Annotated in this window: 10 protein-coding genes; 4 read left to right on the forward strand and 6 right to left on the reverse strand. The window is 65.6% G+C overall.

All coding sequences use genetic code 11. The features are described from left to right. Window positions 1–16: 16 nt before the first annotated feature. Genes AC3WN8_RS24795 through AC3WN8_RS24810 form a run of 4 tightly spaced genes read right to left on the reverse strand, consistent with a single transcriptional unit; the run spans window position 17 to window position 5,021 of the window. Complete coding sequence (locus tag AC3WN8_RS24795; protein ID WP_492672178.1) at window positions 17–538, reverse strand: sarcosine oxidase subunit gamma; 522 nt, start codon at window positions 536–538, stop codon at window positions 17–19. Then, a complete protein-coding gene (locus tag AC3WN8_RS24800; protein WP_492672179.1) occupies window positions 531–3,464 on the reverse strand; it encodes a sarcosine oxidase subunit alpha family protein in 2,934 nt (977 codons plus the stop codon). The genes AC3WN8_RS24795 and AC3WN8_RS24800 overlap by 8 nt, the downstream gene beginning before the upstream one ends. Next, window positions 3,461–3,766 (reverse strand): sarcosine oxidase subunit delta, encoded by a 306-nt coding sequence (locus AC3WN8_RS24805; RefSeq protein WP_492672180.1) that lies wholly within the window; start codon window positions 3,764–3,766, stop codon window positions 3,461–3,463. The genes AC3WN8_RS24800 and AC3WN8_RS24805 overlap by 4 nt, the downstream gene beginning before the upstream one ends. A 10-nt stretch (window positions 3,767–3,776) precedes the next feature. Continuing rightward, window positions 3,777–5,021, reverse strand: a complete 1,245-nt coding sequence (locus tag AC3WN8_RS24810) for a sarcosine oxidase subunit beta family protein (RefSeq protein ID WP_492672181.1) — start codon at window positions 5,019–5,021, stop codon at window positions 3,777–3,779. Between the two features lie 388 nt (window positions 5,022–5,409). Here AC3WN8_RS24810 and AC3WN8_RS24815 point away from each other — a divergent pair, with 388 nt between their 5' ends. After that, window positions 5,410–6,651, forward strand: coding sequence for a metal-dependent hydrolase family protein (locus tag AC3WN8_RS24815; RefSeq protein WP_492672182.1), 1,242 nt, complete (start codon window positions 5,410–5,412; stop codon window positions 6,649–6,651). Window positions 6,652–6,665: 14 nt separating this feature from the next. Here the strand turns inward: AC3WN8_RS24815 and AC3WN8_RS24820 are convergent, their stop codons facing one another. Beyond that, window positions 6,666–7,349 carry a TetR/AcrR family transcriptional regulator gene (locus AC3WN8_RS24820; protein WP_492672183.1) on the reverse strand — a complete coding sequence of 228 codons (684 nt, stop codon included), beginning with the start codon at window positions 7,347–7,349 and terminating at the stop codon, window positions 6,666–6,668. After that, entirely contained in the window at window positions 7,346–7,621 is a 276-nt protein-coding gene (locus AC3WN8_RS24825) for a hypothetical protein (protein ID WP_492672184.1), read from the reverse strand. The genes AC3WN8_RS24820 and AC3WN8_RS24825 overlap by 4 nt, the downstream gene beginning before the upstream one ends. A 135-nt stretch (window positions 7,622–7,756) precedes the next feature. Here AC3WN8_RS24825 and AC3WN8_RS24830 point away from each other — a divergent pair, with 135 nt between their 5' ends. From AC3WN8_RS24830 to AC3WN8_RS24840, 3 genes are read left to right on the forward strand one after another with little or no spacing between them, the layout of a single operon-like run. Beyond that, window positions 7,757–10,018, forward strand: a complete 2,262-nt coding sequence (locus tag AC3WN8_RS24830) for a TonB-dependent receptor (protein ID WP_492672185.1) — start codon at window positions 7,757–7,759, stop codon at window positions 10,016–10,018. 43 nt (window positions 10,019–10,061) lie between these two features. Next, a complete protein-coding gene (locus tag AC3WN8_RS24835) occupies window positions 10,062–11,837 on the forward strand; it encodes a gamma-glutamyltransferase family protein (RefSeq protein WP_492672186.1) in 1,776 nt (591 codons plus the stop codon). Further along, complete coding sequence (locus AC3WN8_RS24840; RefSeq protein WP_492672187.1) at window positions 11,837–14,236, forward strand: S9 family peptidase; 2,400 nt, start codon at window positions 11,837–11,839, stop codon at window positions 14,234–14,236. Before AC3WN8_RS24835 ends, AC3WN8_RS24840 begins: the two co-directional genes overlap by 1 nt. Window position 14,237: the final 1 nt, after the last annotated feature.

The raw sequence follows: 14,237 nt of genomic DNA on the forward strand, positions 1-14,237 counted from the left end.
CTCCGGGGAGATTTGCTCAGGTCACGCCGTGATCGAGCAGGTGCGTGACATAGGTGGCGTAGGATTGATCCGCGACCAGCCAGAAGCTCGGCCGGTCGTCGATGCGCGTCAGGAAAATACCGATATCGCCGAAGCGCGTGCGCGCCACGCTGCCGGTCGGAAAGGCGTCGGCGGTCAGGTCGATCGGGCAATAGGCGGCAAGCCGGTCGATCGCCGGCGCGCCGCTCAGGCGCCAGGCCGTCGATCCCTGGCTCACGTTCAGGACCAGGGCCAGCGCGTCGTCGCGGAATGCGGCCTCGATCCGGTCGGTCGCGTCGCCGACCGCCGCGGCGTCGCCGACGAGCAGCCATTCGTGCGGTGCGACCGAGGCGCAGCCCATATCGGCGTTCCGGCTGATCCGGTTGGCGGCGGTTGGCGGCGCGAAGCCGAGCGCGGCGGTTAGCCGGGCGGTGACGTCCTCCGCACCGACGATCTGCACCTTGCCGACGCCGAAATCGTGTTCCACCATCGGCGATTGCAGGGGCTTGAACTCAGCCATCGAGCCGCACTCCCTGCGGGTCGTAGCGGCAGGGCGCGACGATCCGTGCTTCGCGCCATGATCCCAGATCGTTGATGCGCACCGCCTCTCCCATCCGCGTGGTGCCGCGCCTGACCAGCGCCAGCGCGACCGGCGTTGCCAGTGTCGGCGACCATGCACTCGACGTCACCCAGCCATCGCTGCCGATCGCTTGCTCCTCGCCATGCGTCACGACGTGCGCGCCGGCCGTCAGCGGCGTCGCCTTGCCGTCGACGATCTCGAGCCCGACCAATTGCCGCCGATCCTCGCGCAGCGCGTCGGGGCGCGTGGTCGAACGGCGGCCGATGAAATCGCTCGCCTTCTTCGCGACGATGCCGGCCATGCCGACATCCTGCGGCTGGGTCATGCCGTCGGTATCCGATCCGACATGCAGGAAACCCTTCTCGATGCGCATCGTCATCAGCGCCTCGATGCCGAAGGGTGCGATCCCGAACGGCGCGCCCGCTTCGACCAGTTTCGTCCAGAGCGTGGCGGCATTGTTCCAGGGCACTGCGATCTCATAGGACAGCTCGCCCGAAAAACTGACGCGCGCGACGCGGGCGCGGATGCCCAGGATATGGCCGGCGCGATGATGCATGTGCGGAAAGGCCTGGGCCGAAAAATCGATATCGCTCTCCAGCGACTGGAGCAGCGTCCGTGCCTCGGGGCCCGCGAGATTGGCGACCGCCCAGCATGTCGTCACATCCTCGGTGAGCACGCGCAGCGACGTCCATTCGCATTGCAGCCATTCCTTCAGGATCTCGGCAATCGCCCCGGCATGGCCGCTGGTGGTGCCGACCAGGAAATGATCATGTGCAAGCCGGGTGACGATGCCGTCGTCGAAGACCGTGCCATTCTCGTCGAGCATCAGCGCGTAGCGGCAGCGATCGGGTTTCAGCGTGCTGATCGTGTTGACATAGATGCGATCGAGGAACGCGGCGGCATCGGGGCCCTTCACCTCGATCTTGCCGAGCGGCGAGGCTTCGAAAATGCCGACGCCACCGCGCACCGCCAGCACTTCGCGTGCGATCGCATCGGCTTCGCTTTCGGTGCCGACCGGATAGAAGGCCGGACGCATCCAGCCGCCATATTCCTCCATCGCGGCGCCGCCCGCGACATGCCAGTCGTTCAGCGCCAGCCGGCGGCGGGGCTGCAGGCCGTCGCCGACCCGGTGACCGGCGAACACGCCGATCGTGGTCGGATCATAGGGCGCGCGAAAGCGGGTGGTGCCGATCTGGTCGAGTCGCTTGCCGAGCAGGTCGGCGAGGATGCCGATGCCGTTGACGTTCGACGTCTTGCCCTGGTCGGACGCCATGCCAAGCGTGGTGTAGCGTTTGAGATGCTCGACCGAGCGGAAATTCTCGCGCGCGGCGAGCGCGACGTCGCCGGCGGTGACGTCATTCTGGAAATCGACCCAGGCAAGCGCGCTCGGCATGTCGGTGCGCGACGCGGACCAGAGTGGGCGGACGGGATCGGTTGCCGGATCGCCCGATGATGCGCCACGCGCGGCGGCAAGCGTGCCCTGGGCGGAGAAATCACCGGCGGCCGCCCCGATGCTGAGATGATTCGTCGGTCCCGATCTTGGGAGGAAGCTTTGCAGCGCCTCGTCGAGCCGCAAGCCGCCGCCGGCCTGCGAATGGAGATGCACTGCGGGGTTCCAGCCGCCCGACATCAGGATCGCCTGGGCTTTTACGGTGGTGGCCGTGCCGGTCAATCGGCCCCGCGAATCGAGTGCACAGAGCCGCACCCCGCGCACTGACTTCGATCCGATCGCGGCCTCGGCGGTGCTGCCGGCATGAACGGCGATGCCGCGTGCCCGTGCCGCCGCGACCAATGCGGCCGGCGGGTCGATCCGGCTATCGGCGATCGCCGCGACGACGGCGCCGGCATCCGCCAGTTCGAAGGCGGCATGCCAGGCGCTGTCATTGTTGGTGACGACTGCAATCGTCGGCGCGACCAGCACGCCGTAGCGACGCAGATAGGCCAGTGCTGCGCCGGCCAGCATCACGCCGGGCCGATCATTGTTGGCGAAGACCAGGGGCCGCTCGAACGCGCCGGTGGCAAGGATCACCCTGTCGGCCCGCACCCGCCACAGCCGCTGGCGCGGACCCTTGCGCTGGCCGAGCGGCAGATGATCGGTCAGCCGCTCGCACAGCGCGATCATGCCGTGATCATAATAGCCGGTCGCCAGCGTGCGCGACCGCAGCGTGACGTTGGGAAGCGCTTCCAGTGCCGCGAGCGTTTCGGCGATCCACTGACGTGCCGGCAGTCCCTCGACCATCTCGTCGCTGCCCGCCATCCGGCCGCCCCAATGGGTTCCACCGGTGACCAGGGTGACGCGCCCGCCGCCCTTCGCTTCGTGCAGCGCCGCGGCCAGGCCGGCAATGCCGCCGCCGACGACCAATATGTCGCAATGCGCCGATGCCTGGGCATAGATGTCGGGATCGGCGTCGCGCGGCGATCGGCCAAGGCCGGCGGCGCGGCGGATCGCGCCCTCGAACATCAGCCAGTCCGGCCACATGAAGGTCTTGTAGTAGAAGGCCGCCGGGATGAAGCGCTTGATCAGCCCGTTGATCGCCATCAGGTCGAAGTCGAGATTCGGCCAGGCATTGACCGGTGCGGCGTCGAGCGCGTCGTAGAGCTCGACATAGGGCGCCTTGAGATTGGGGATCGTCGCCGCGCCGCGTTCGAGCTGGACGATCGCATTGGGCTCGTCGAGCCCGGCTGCCAGCAGCCCGCGCGGCCGATGATATTTGAAGCTGCGCCCGAACAACGTCACACCGCTGGCCAGCAATGCCGATGCCAGGGTGTCGCCGGCGAATCCCGAATAGTCCCGGCCCGCCCAGCGAAAATGGATGGGGCGGTCGCGGTCGACCAATGCACCGCCCGAAACCCGATAGCCGCTCATCGCGCCGGCTCCTTCGATTCGGGTTTTGGCAATTCGGGTTTCGGATCGGTCATCGCATAGATTGCGACGATGCGATGGCTCACCGTGTCACGGGCGACGTTGAACCAGGTCCTGCAGCCGAAGCGATGGAACCAGCGCTCGAAGCCGACGCCTTTCGGATTGTCGCGATAGAAGAGATAATCGCCCCATGCCGCATCGTCGATGGCGCCGGGTTTGGGCGGGCGGACGATATGGCTTTCGCCGCCGCAGCGGAATTCGCTTTCGGCGCGCGGGCCGCACCAGGGGCATTCGATCAGGAGCATGATGGGTTCTTCAATGGGCTATGCCGGACGCGGCGGCTTCGTCGATCAGCGCGCCACTGTGGAAACGATCGAGCGAGAAGGCGGCGGCGAAGGGATGCGGTGTGCCCGTCGCGAGGGCGTGGGCGAAGCAGACGCCGCCCGCCGGGATCGCCTTGAACCCGCCCGTTCCCCAGCCGCAATTGAGATAAAGCCCGCCGACCGGGCTTTCGCCGATGATCGGGGTCGAATCATGGACGACGTCGACGATGCCCGCCCATTGCCGGAGCAGGCGGACACGCGAGAATTGCGGGAACATGTCGATCAGTCCCGCTGCCGCCTGTTCGAGCGCGGGCAGGCTGCCGCGCTGCGCATAGGAGGGAAACAGATCGAGCGCACCGCCCAGCACCAGCTCGCCCTTGTCCGACTGGCTGACATAGACGCCGGTGGCGGGTGACAGCACGACGGTGTCGAGCACCGGCTTCATCGGCTCGGACACGAAGGCCTGCAGCGCATAGGACGTGATCGGCAGCCGGAAGCCGGCGAGCTTCGCGAGCATCGAGCTGTGGCCGGCCACGGCCAGGCCGACGCGGTCGCTCGCGATATCGCCCAGCGAGGTCTTTATCCCAGCGATCCGTCCGCCGCGAATGTCGAACCCGGTCACCTCGCAATTCTGGATGATGTCGACGCCCAGCATGTCGGCGCCGCGCGCATAGCCCCAGGCCACCGCATCGTGCCGCGCGGTGCCGCCACGCGGCTGGAGCAGCCCGGCGAGCACGGGAAAGCGTGGATCGGGATTGAGCCCGGGGATCCGCCGGCGCACTTCGTCGGCTTCGTGATATTCGACGTCGGCGCCGTTGCGCAGCATCGCATTGGCCGATCGGCGAAGCATTTCGAGGCCGTGCCGGTCATGGGCGAGCGACCACATGCCGCGGCGCGAGAACATGATGTTGTAGTTCAACTCGCGCGACAGCCCTTCGTAGAGCGACAGCGAGAAATCGTAGAAGCGCGTGCTTTCGGGAAAGAAGTAGTTGGAGCGGATGACCGTGGTGTTGCGCCCGGTATTGCCGCCGCCGATCCAGCCGCGCTCGATCACCGCGACGTTGCGCATGCCGTGCTGGCTGGCGAGATAATAGGCGGTGGCAAGGCCGTGCCCGCCGCCGCCGACGATGATCGCGTCATACGCCTTTTTGGGCGTCGCATCGCGCCACGCCGGCTCCCAGCCGCGCTGCCCCGACAGTCCCGCCTTCAACAGCGACCAGGCCGAATAATGTCTCATGATCCGCGCATCCGCGCCCGCCGCTCCCCTATGCCTATTTGCCCATTCTTAGATACAGTAATGTCTGGAAGCAAGCGGGAGATTTCTCCGGTACCGGAATGCGGCCCGCGAGCCGCGCGTTCGATGCTGGGGCAACGACATTGACTCAACGAGATATAATCATGGAATCCCTGCATAATATCCAGTCGACCGATGTGCCTTCCGATCGCGGTTCCGCGTCGCGATACTGGCTGGAAAAATTTCGCGAACCATCGTCGGGAGATCGCTCTTTCCGAGTCGATCCCGATCATATTAGGTACAGTATTGCATGGTGAATCGCTTTGGTTCAGCATGGGCGGAACCGGAGCCGGCCCGTGCTCCCAATGTCCGGAATCGGAGAGGAGATGCCATGACTGCGATCATTCTCGAAAACGCACGCATATTCGACGGCGTCGATGCCGACTGCGCGGACGGCATGTCGGTCGCGATCGAGCAGGGGCGCATCCGCGAGATTTCCGACGCGCCGATCACGCTCGCCGATGCGCGGCGGATCGATCTGGGTGGGCGGACGCTGATGCCAGGCATGATCGACCTGCACGTCCATGCCTATGCCTCCGACCTCGACGTGAAGCGCGTCGACGGCGCGGGGGATCCCTATCGCACCGCCCATGCCGTTCGCATGCTCGGCCATGCGCTCGATTGCGGTTTCACCACGGTGCGCGATATTGGCGGTGGCGACTGGAGCCTGTCGCGCGCGCTTGCCGACGGCCTGATTCGGGGGCCGCGCTTCTTCTATGCCGGCAAGATCCTGTCGATGACGGGCGGACATGGCGATTTCCGGGGACAGGGCGAGAGCCGGCACAGCCAGGGCTATTGCAGTTGCGGTGACGCCAATACGCTGTGCGTCGTCGCCGACGGCGTCGACGAATGCTTGAAGGCGGTGCGCGAGGAACTGCGCCGCGGGGCGCATTGCATCAAGATCATGGGATCAGGCGGAGTCGCCTCACCCACCGATCCGATCTGGATGAATCAATATCGTGAGGACGAGATCCGGGCGATCGTCGGCGAATGCGCGGAGCGGCGCAGTTATGTCTCGGCGCATTGCCACCCGGCCAGCGCGATCCGCCGCTGCGTCGATTATGGCGTGCGCTGCATCGAGCATGGAACGCTGATCGACGACGAGACCGCGACGTTCGTCGTCGAGCGCGGCGCCTATATCGTGCCGACGATGGCGACCATCTATGCGCTGCGCGAATGCGGGCCCGGGCTGTGCTTTCCGGCCAACAGCCTGGAGAAGCTCGAGTCGATGTTCGGCGAGGCGCTGGCGGGCATGGACAGGATGCGCGGGGCGGGCGTTTCCATCGGGCTCGGCACCGACCTGCTCGGCGAAACCTATGATCGGCAATGCAGCGAGTTCTCGCTCAGAAGCGAAGTCTTCACGCCCGTCGAGATCCTGCGTCAGGCGACGTCGATCGGCGCGGAGATTCTCCAGCAGCAGGGGCAATTGGGGTGCGTCGCGGTCGATGCGCATGCCGACCTGATCGTGGTCGATGGCGATCCGCTCGCCGATATCGGCTTGCTGGCGCGCGACGGCCAGGCGCTCTCGCTCATCATGCGGGCCGGCGAACTCGTGAAGAACGGGCTCGGCTGAACTGACGGGCCGGTTCAGGCCTCCGGGTCGGCCGGCTTGGGCTTGGTCGTACGCGGCTTGCGCGCCGGTTTCTCGCCCGTCGGAATCTGGCGCTGCAGCACCTTGGTGAATTCGGGTGTCGGCGCGCGTCCGGTCAGCACCGAATAATAGATCGGGACCAGCCTGATCCGCTCGCTCAGCTCTTCGCGCATGCCCAGCGCATAATAGCCGATCTGGTGGAAATAGGTGACGCGTGCGCGCACCAGGCTCTCTTCCGAGCCATAGCCGCTCATCTCGAACAATTCCTGCAACAGCCCGATCCAGGCCTTGTCGACGCGCTCGACCGACTGCGCCACTTCGGGCGCGCGACGGGCCCAGGCGCGGATCGCGACGTCGAACGACGGAAAGTTCGGATCTTCGCCCAGCCAGATTGCGACCACTTCGGTCAGGTCGGGCACGCTGCGCGCCCAACGTGCGCGGATCTGGGCCAGCTCGAAATAATTGCGTGCTTCCCAGTCGGTCAGCAGCGCGTCGAGCAGATCCTTGCGATGCTGGAAATGCCAGTAGAAGCTGCCGCGCGTCACGCGCATCTGACGGGCGAGGCGATCGACCTTCACTTCGTCGATGCCACGCTCGACCAATGTCTTGCGTGCGTTTGCGATCCAGTCCTCGCGAGTGAGGCGGCGCGATGTGCGGGCGGTCGAGGTGGCAGCGCTCATATCGTGCAGCGTTGCTCGGATCGGATCGGCTTGTCCAGAGCCTGGGCAAAAGCCGTCGTCCGAAATCGCGCCGACACGGCGTCAGGGACGTGCGGCGATGCCGCGAATCTCACATCATCACCATCGTCGATTTCCATGCAGTACCGTCTGTTCATGTGTGATTTATCCGCCACGGATTCGGTGCAGGCGTGAGGTGATTCGGGTGGTTCATACTCCGGAATAGTAAAAATAAACTCTGCTATATCATATGGATAACTGGGATAATCAGCCATATCGACGCGCCCGAAGAAAGCGGATTGCAAGTAGGTGAAAATTATAAGACAGTACTGCATGGAAATAGTCGAATCCCGATACGGGGTCGGCAAGGGTGTCCAAGCAGGCACAAACCAAAAAAGGGGGGTTGGATTATGCGATCGAAGACATGGATTCTGACGAGGTGCGCGATCGGTGCGCTGATCATGTCGCCCGGCGCCGCACTCGCGCAGGAATCGACGGACGCAGAGACCGCGTCGCAGGACACCAACGACATCGTCGTCACCGCCAGCAAGCGCGAGGAACGGCTGCAGGATGTGCCGACCGCGATCACCGCGGTGACCGGCGAGGCGATCGAAGCGATGGGGGTCACCAGTTTCCGCGACTATGCCAGCCTGATTCCCGGCCTGACCCAGCGCGACACGGGTTCGCCGGGGCTCGGCACGATCATTCTGCGCGGCCTCAATTCGGGCCCGCAGCAGACCAGCAACACCGCAGGCTATTATATCGACGATACGCCGTTCAGCGCGAGCGGCTATCTGGCGGTGAGCGGCCTGATGACGCCCGAACCCGAACTGGCCGAGATCGAGCGGATCGAAGTGCTCAAGGGGCCGCAGGGGACGCTTTACGGCGCCGGCAGCTTGGGCGGTCTTATCCGCGTCGTCACCAAGAAGCCCGATCCCAGCCGTCTCTACGGTACCGTGCGCGGTGAGGTGAGCGACGTCGATGGCGGTGAAATGGGGTTCCTGCTGCGCGGAACGATCAACGTCCCGGTCGTCGCCGATACCGTCGCGATCTCGGCCACCGGCTATTATCGCCGGCTGCCGGGCTTCGTCGACAATGTCACCACGGGCACGCGCAACGTCAATCGCAGCAATGTCTCCGGCGGACGCATCGCGCTGTTCGCGGAGCCGGCGCCCGACCTCAAGATCAATATCAGCGGGCAATATCAGGACATCAAGAGCTTCGGATCTTCGTCGCTCGAAACGCTGCCGGGCAGTTTCATCCCGGCCTATGGCGGCTATGCCTATAGCGCGTTCCGCGATTTCGGCAGCCGGGTGAAATATCGGCTCGGCAGCGCATCGGTCGAATATGACACCGGCATCGGCACGGTGACCGCTGCGGCGAGCTACGCCAAATATAATGTCAGCCTCAGGGCCGATTATACCAGCGTCTATATCCCGACGGCGCGCGCCGTGCTCGGGCCGGTCTCGCAGCTGCTGTTCGGTGCGCCGATCGACACGATCCTGCCCGCCTCGACGCTGGCCGAAGGGCTGATCAACCCGGCCGCCGAGAAATATTCGGCGGAACTGCGCTTCGCCTCGAAGCGGCTGGGGCCGGTCGAGTTCCTGGCGGGGCTGTTCTACACCGATGAGGACAGCATCTACATCACCACCGTCACGCCGTTCACCGCGGCCGATGCCCCGCTCCAGGCGCCGTTCCAGACCCTGATCCGCGCGACGACGACGTCGAAATACAAGGAGATTGCGGGCTTCGGAAACCTGACTTTCTATCTGACCGACGCGCTCGATGTGACGGGCGGCATCCGCTATGCGCGCAACGATCAGGTTTCGGGCACCGGCGGGCCGGGCGGGGTCACCTATTTCCGGCCGCGCACGCCCCTGACCTTCAAGTTCGAAGATGACGCGACCACGTATCTCGCCACGGTTCGCTGGCGTCCGGCCCGCAACCTCAGCCTCTATGCGCGCGCCGCCAGCGGCTATCGTCCGGGCGGACCGCAGACCAACAGCGCGCCGCCGCCGGGCGCGCAGACCTTCGTCCGCCCGGATTCGGTGTGGAACTATGAAGCGGGCATCAAGGGTTCGGCGCTCAACGGCACCTTCAGCTTCGACGCGTCGGTCTATCATATCGACTGGGACGACATTCAGCTCAACACCCTGGTCAACGGCTTCGTGCTCGGCGGCAATGCGGCGAGCGCGACCGTCGACGGGTTTGAACTGCAATTGCAGGCACGCCCCAGCCATTTGCTGACGGTTGGCGCCAATGTCGGGCACACCAATGCCAGGCTGAAGGCGATCACGCCGGCCGCCGCCGCGGTGACGGGCGCGAGCGCCGGCGACCGGTTGCCGCTCACGCCGCCCTGGACCGCAGCGGTGATCGCCGATCATGCGATCCCGCTGTCCGACACGATGGACGGCAATGTCGGCGCGACGCTGCGTTTCCAGTCGGCGACGGCGTCGACCTATAAATTGCTCGATCCCACCGCGACGCAGAAGCTGCCCGAGATCACGACGGTCGATCTGCGCGCGAGCGTCACGTTCGACAAGCGCTTCACCGCGCAGGTGCGGGTGGAGAATCTGTTCGACGTCCTCGCCTTCACCAACATCGATGCCAGCGGCGGCGGTGTGGTGATCCGGCCGCGGACCATCTCGCTGGGGCTGAGCGCCAATTTCTGACGCACGGAACACTGAAACGCGAATATTGGGACGGGGAACGAACATGGACCGACGTCAATTCATAGCGACCGCGGCTGCCGGTGCCGGGGCGATCGCCGCCGCGCGGCCGGCGATCGCCGGAGACCTGCCACAGGCGACGCCCGATCAGATGCGGAAATATGTCCGTAATCCGGGACCGAAAACGCCGGTCACCAACGTGAAGGCGGCGGTCAGCACCGACAATGCGATCGTCACCGAGACGATCCTGAAGGTGTTGCGCGAGGGCGGCAACGCCGTCGACGCCGCGATCGCCGGCTGCATGGTGCAGGCCGCGGTCGAGCCGTTCATGACCAACCACACCGGCACCGTCACTTTCCTCTATTATGAGGCGGCGACCGGAAAGACCTATCAGCTCGACAGCACCGGCACGTTCCCTGCGGACCTGCCGCCGTTCAGGCCGATCCCGGCCATGGCCGGGTCGGGCTATGCCGCCTATCCACCCTCCGCGGTGATCCCCGGCTTCATGCCGGGTCTCAAGGAAATGCACGCCAAGTTCGCGACCAAGCCCTGGGCGTCGTTGTGCGAGGATGCGATCCGCTGGTCGGAGGAAGGGCATCCGGTCTCGACCTTCGAAGTGCAGGTCAACGAGTTCGGTCAGGCCTTTTACAACTACTTCCCCGACGGTCGCCGCTTCTTCGCGCCGCAGGGTCATCTGGTGAAGGTGGGCGATCTGTTCGTGAACAAGCCGCTGGCCGACACCTTGCGCAAGGTCGCCGCCGAGGGCCCCGACCATATGATCACCGGCGCCTGGGCCGATGCCTTCATCGCGCGCGGCAATGCGATGGGGTGGAAGATCGAGAAGCGGCACATGACCGCGACGCCGCCGCGCTGGATGGAGCCGCTGCGCTTCAAGCATCATGATTATGAGGTCGTCAGCCTCGCTCCGCCGCAGAATCAGGGGCTGCGCATCGCGATCACCATGGGCATATTGCGCCATCTCGGTATCCGGAACGTCGCGCCGGGGTCGGCCGAGCATTATTTCTTCATGGCGCATGCGCTGCGCCACGCAATCTACCATGCCGGGTTCAGCGGCGATTCCGTCGCGGTCGCGCCCTATGATACCGCCGCGCTGCTCGACGACGATTTCTACGCCCATGCCGCACGGCTGATCCGCGGCACCATGCCGAGGGTCGATCTGACGCAGCATGTGCGGATGACCGGCGGCCCTGGCAGTGCGCTGGGCGGTCCGCCCACCACGGGTGCTGGCAATATCGTCGAGAAGCAGCCGAGCGGAAGCTGCGAGCTGTCGATCGTCGATGCCAAGGGCAATTGGGTCCAGATGATGAATACGCTGCAATCGGGCGGCATCCCCGGCACGGTCGTCGGCGGCGTGCCGATGGTCGGCAGCCATTGCAGCTTCAACCAGCCCGAGACGGGCATGATGCAGTTGCTCGCACCCAATGCGCGGATGCGCACGGTGATGGGCAACACCATCGTGCTCAAGGACAATCGGCCGGTGCTGTCGCTCGGCAGCCCGGGCAACGTCCATTGCACGGTGCCGCAGGTGCTGACCAATGTGCTCGATTTCGGAATGACGCCTTATGCAGCGGCCGATGCACCCCGGCTGTTGCCGCTGACCGATGGTAGCGAGCTGGTGATCGAGGATCGCCTGTCCGACGCCACATCGGCCAGGCTGGCCGCGATGGGGCTCAGGGTGCGCGCGATCGCCGCCTATGATTATCATATGGGATCGTTCCAGATGTGCTTCCGTGACGATGCCGGCAAACTCGGCAGCGCCGCCGATCCGCGCCGCATGGGCGTGGCGGACGGATTGCGCTGATGCGCGGTGCGATCATCGTCGCGCTGGCGCTGACGGGCATCGCGCCGGCCCATGCCCAGGCACAGGATGCGATGGCGGATGCCTATGCGCGTGCGGAGAAGGTGCTCGACGCCAATCTGGCGGGCGCGATCCGCAATGCACAGCTGGTGCCGCACTGGATCGGGACCGGTGATCGTTTCTGGTACAAGCGCGACGGTGCAAGCGGCCCCGAATGGCTGATCGTCGATGCCGCGACCGGCCGGCGCCGACCCGCCTTCGACGATGCGCGATTGCGGCAGGCGGCGGCGAGCGCGCTCGGCGGCGATGTGCCGGCTATGCTTCCGGTCACCGATCTTGACGATAGCCAGGCGACTCTGATGGTGGGTGGCCGCAGCGTGCGCTGCGCGCTTGCCGACTATGCCTGCACGGCGGCGGCCCAGTCGCCTGCAACGCCCGAGACCGCCTGGTCATCCGATGGCAGCCATGGCGTGTTCGTGCGCGATCACAATCTCTGGCTGCGCACCAGGGGCGCGGCGGCGCCCGTCGCCCTGACCAGCGACGGCGTTGCGCATTTCGCTTATGGTACGCTGCCCGGTACGTCGCTGTTCGCGATCCCGACGATGCGGTCCAAGGCGCCGATGCCGCCCTCCGGCATTGCCTGGTCGCCCGATGGCCGGAAATTGCTGAGCGGACGGACCGACGAGCGCGCGGTGAAACCCTATCCCTTCGTCGAATGGGTGCCGCAGGACGGCAGCTTCCGGCCGAAATTGTGGGAACCGCGCATCCCCTTGCTGGGCGAGCGCGAAGGCGATACCGAGACCGCGGTGTTCGATGTGGCGTCGGGCCGCAAGACGATCGTGACGCTGCCCGAGGGCTGGAGTTTCTACCAGCCGATCCTCAACTGGTCGGCGGATGGTCGGCGGGCCTGGGGGCTTGCGGCCACGCGCGCGCTGAAGAACATCGCGCTTGCGGAGATCGATCTGGAAACCGGCACGACGCGGCTGGTGGTGCAGGAAGCGACGCCCAAATGGGGGCGGTTCAACGCGTTCATCTACAGTCCGGCGAATGTCACCGTCCTTGAGCGTTCGCGCGAAATCCTCTGGTATTCGGAGCGCGACGATTGGGGGCAGATCTATCTTTACGACCTGACGACCGGTCGGCTGAAGCGCAAGCTGACCACGGCCAAGCGCACCGTGCGCGACATCATCGGCGTGGACGCGGCGCGACGGCGGATGATCTATAGCGCGGGCGGCACCGACGACGGCGACGATCCCTATCTCGTCCGGCTGCATTCGGTGTCGCTCGACGGCGGCAAGGAACGGCTGCTCTCGCCCGAAGCCGGCGTGCATGTCGCCGCGCGGGCACCCAATGGCAATGCCACGCCCAATCCGGGCACCGCCGCGCTTTCGCCCAATGGCGACTGGATCGTCGAAAGCCATTCGCTGCTCGACCGGCCGCCGGTCAGCGTGCTGCGCGCGGCCGGCGACGGGCGCGTGGTGGCGACGCTGGAGACCGCCGATGTCAGCCGCGTCGCCGCATCGGGCTGGCGCAGTCCGACACGGGTCGAGACGCTGTCGGCGGACGGCAGGACACGGATCTGGGGCACCGTCTATTTTCCCCCGAACATGGTGCCGGGCCACAAATATCCGGTGATCGACGCCATTTATGGCGGGCCGCAGGTGACCAATGCCCCGGCCGATTACCGCGAGGCGGTGACGACGTCGAATCCGCGCGCCCGCGCGAGCCTGGCCGAGCTCGGCTTCATCGTCGTCACCATCGACGGACGCGGCACGCCGGGTCGTTCAAAGACGTTCAACGCGGAAAGCTTCGAGCAATTCGCCGAGCCCGAACTGGCCGATCATGTCGCGGGAATCCGCCAGCTCGCCGAACGCTTCGGCAGTTTCGATCTCGATCGCGTCGGCATCTATGGCCATTCCTTCGGCGGCTATACCTCGGCGCGCGCCATCCTGACCTGGCCCGATTTCTACAAGGTCGCGGTGTCCTCTGCCGGCCCGCACAATTTCCAGGGCTTCTACCCGGTCGAGGGCATCTTCCCGCTGGCCGATTATGGTGAGGGGCGCAGCCTCGCACCCGATCCCGTGGCGGTGCCGCGCAACTATGCCGGGCTCGACATGCTGCCGCTCGCCGGCCGGCTGAAGGGCCGGTTGATGCTGGTCTATGGCGATCTCGACGAGAATGCGCTGCCCGCGGTCACGCTGCAGCTCGCCGACGCGCTCGCCAAGGCGAACAAGCGCTACGACCTGCTCTATCTGCCCAATCGCGATCACAATTTCTTCCGGACCGACGCCTATTATACGCAGCGCATGTGGGATTATTTCGTCGAGCATCTGCTGCATCGGACGCCGCCCGCCGATTTCCGCCTGAAGCTTGCCGCTGCCGCGCCGGCAGCCGGATTCTGAT

The organism is Sphingobium sp. FW305-3-2-15-F-TSA7 (assembly GCF_058787155.1).

Excerpts from the sequence above, each read along its gene's own strand:
- AC3WN8_RS24795 (WP_492672178.1), bottom strand. The coding sequence starts at position 538 with ATGGCTGAGTTCAAGCCCCTGCAATCGCCGATGGTGGAACACGATTTC.
- AC3WN8_RS24800 (WP_492672179.1), bottom strand. The coding sequence starts at position 3,464 with ATGAGCGGCTATCGGGTTTCGGGCGGTGCATTGGTCGACCGCGACCGC.
- AC3WN8_RS24805 (WP_492672180.1), bottom strand. The coding sequence starts at position 3,766 with ATGCTCCTGATCGAATGCCCCTGGTGCGGCCCGCGCGCCGAAAGCGAA.
- AC3WN8_RS24810 (WP_492672181.1), bottom strand. The coding sequence starts at position 5,021 with ATGAGACATTATTCGGCCTGGTCGCTGTTGAAGGCGGGACTGTCGGGG.
- AC3WN8_RS24815 (WP_492672182.1), top strand. The coding sequence starts at position 5,410 with ATGACTGCGATCATTCTCGAAAACGCACGCATATTCGACGGCGTCGAT.
- AC3WN8_RS24820 (WP_492672183.1), bottom strand. The coding sequence starts at position 7,349 with ATGAGCGCTGCCACCTCGACCGCCCGCACATCGCGCCGCCTCACTCGC.
- AC3WN8_RS24825 (WP_492672184.1), bottom strand. The coding sequence starts at position 7,621 with ATGGCTGATTATCCCAGTTATCCATATGATATAGCAGAGTTTATTTTT.
- AC3WN8_RS24830 (WP_492672185.1), top strand. The coding sequence starts at position 7,757 with ATGCGATCGAAGACATGGATTCTGACGAGGTGCGCGATCGGTGCGCTG.
- AC3WN8_RS24835 (WP_492672186.1), top strand. The coding sequence starts at position 10,062 with ATGGACCGACGTCAATTCATAGCGACCGCGGCTGCCGGTGCCGGGGCG.
- AC3WN8_RS24840 (WP_492672187.1), top strand. The coding sequence starts at position 11,837 with ATGCGCGGTGCGATCATCGTCGCGCTGGCGCTGACGGGCATCGCGCCG.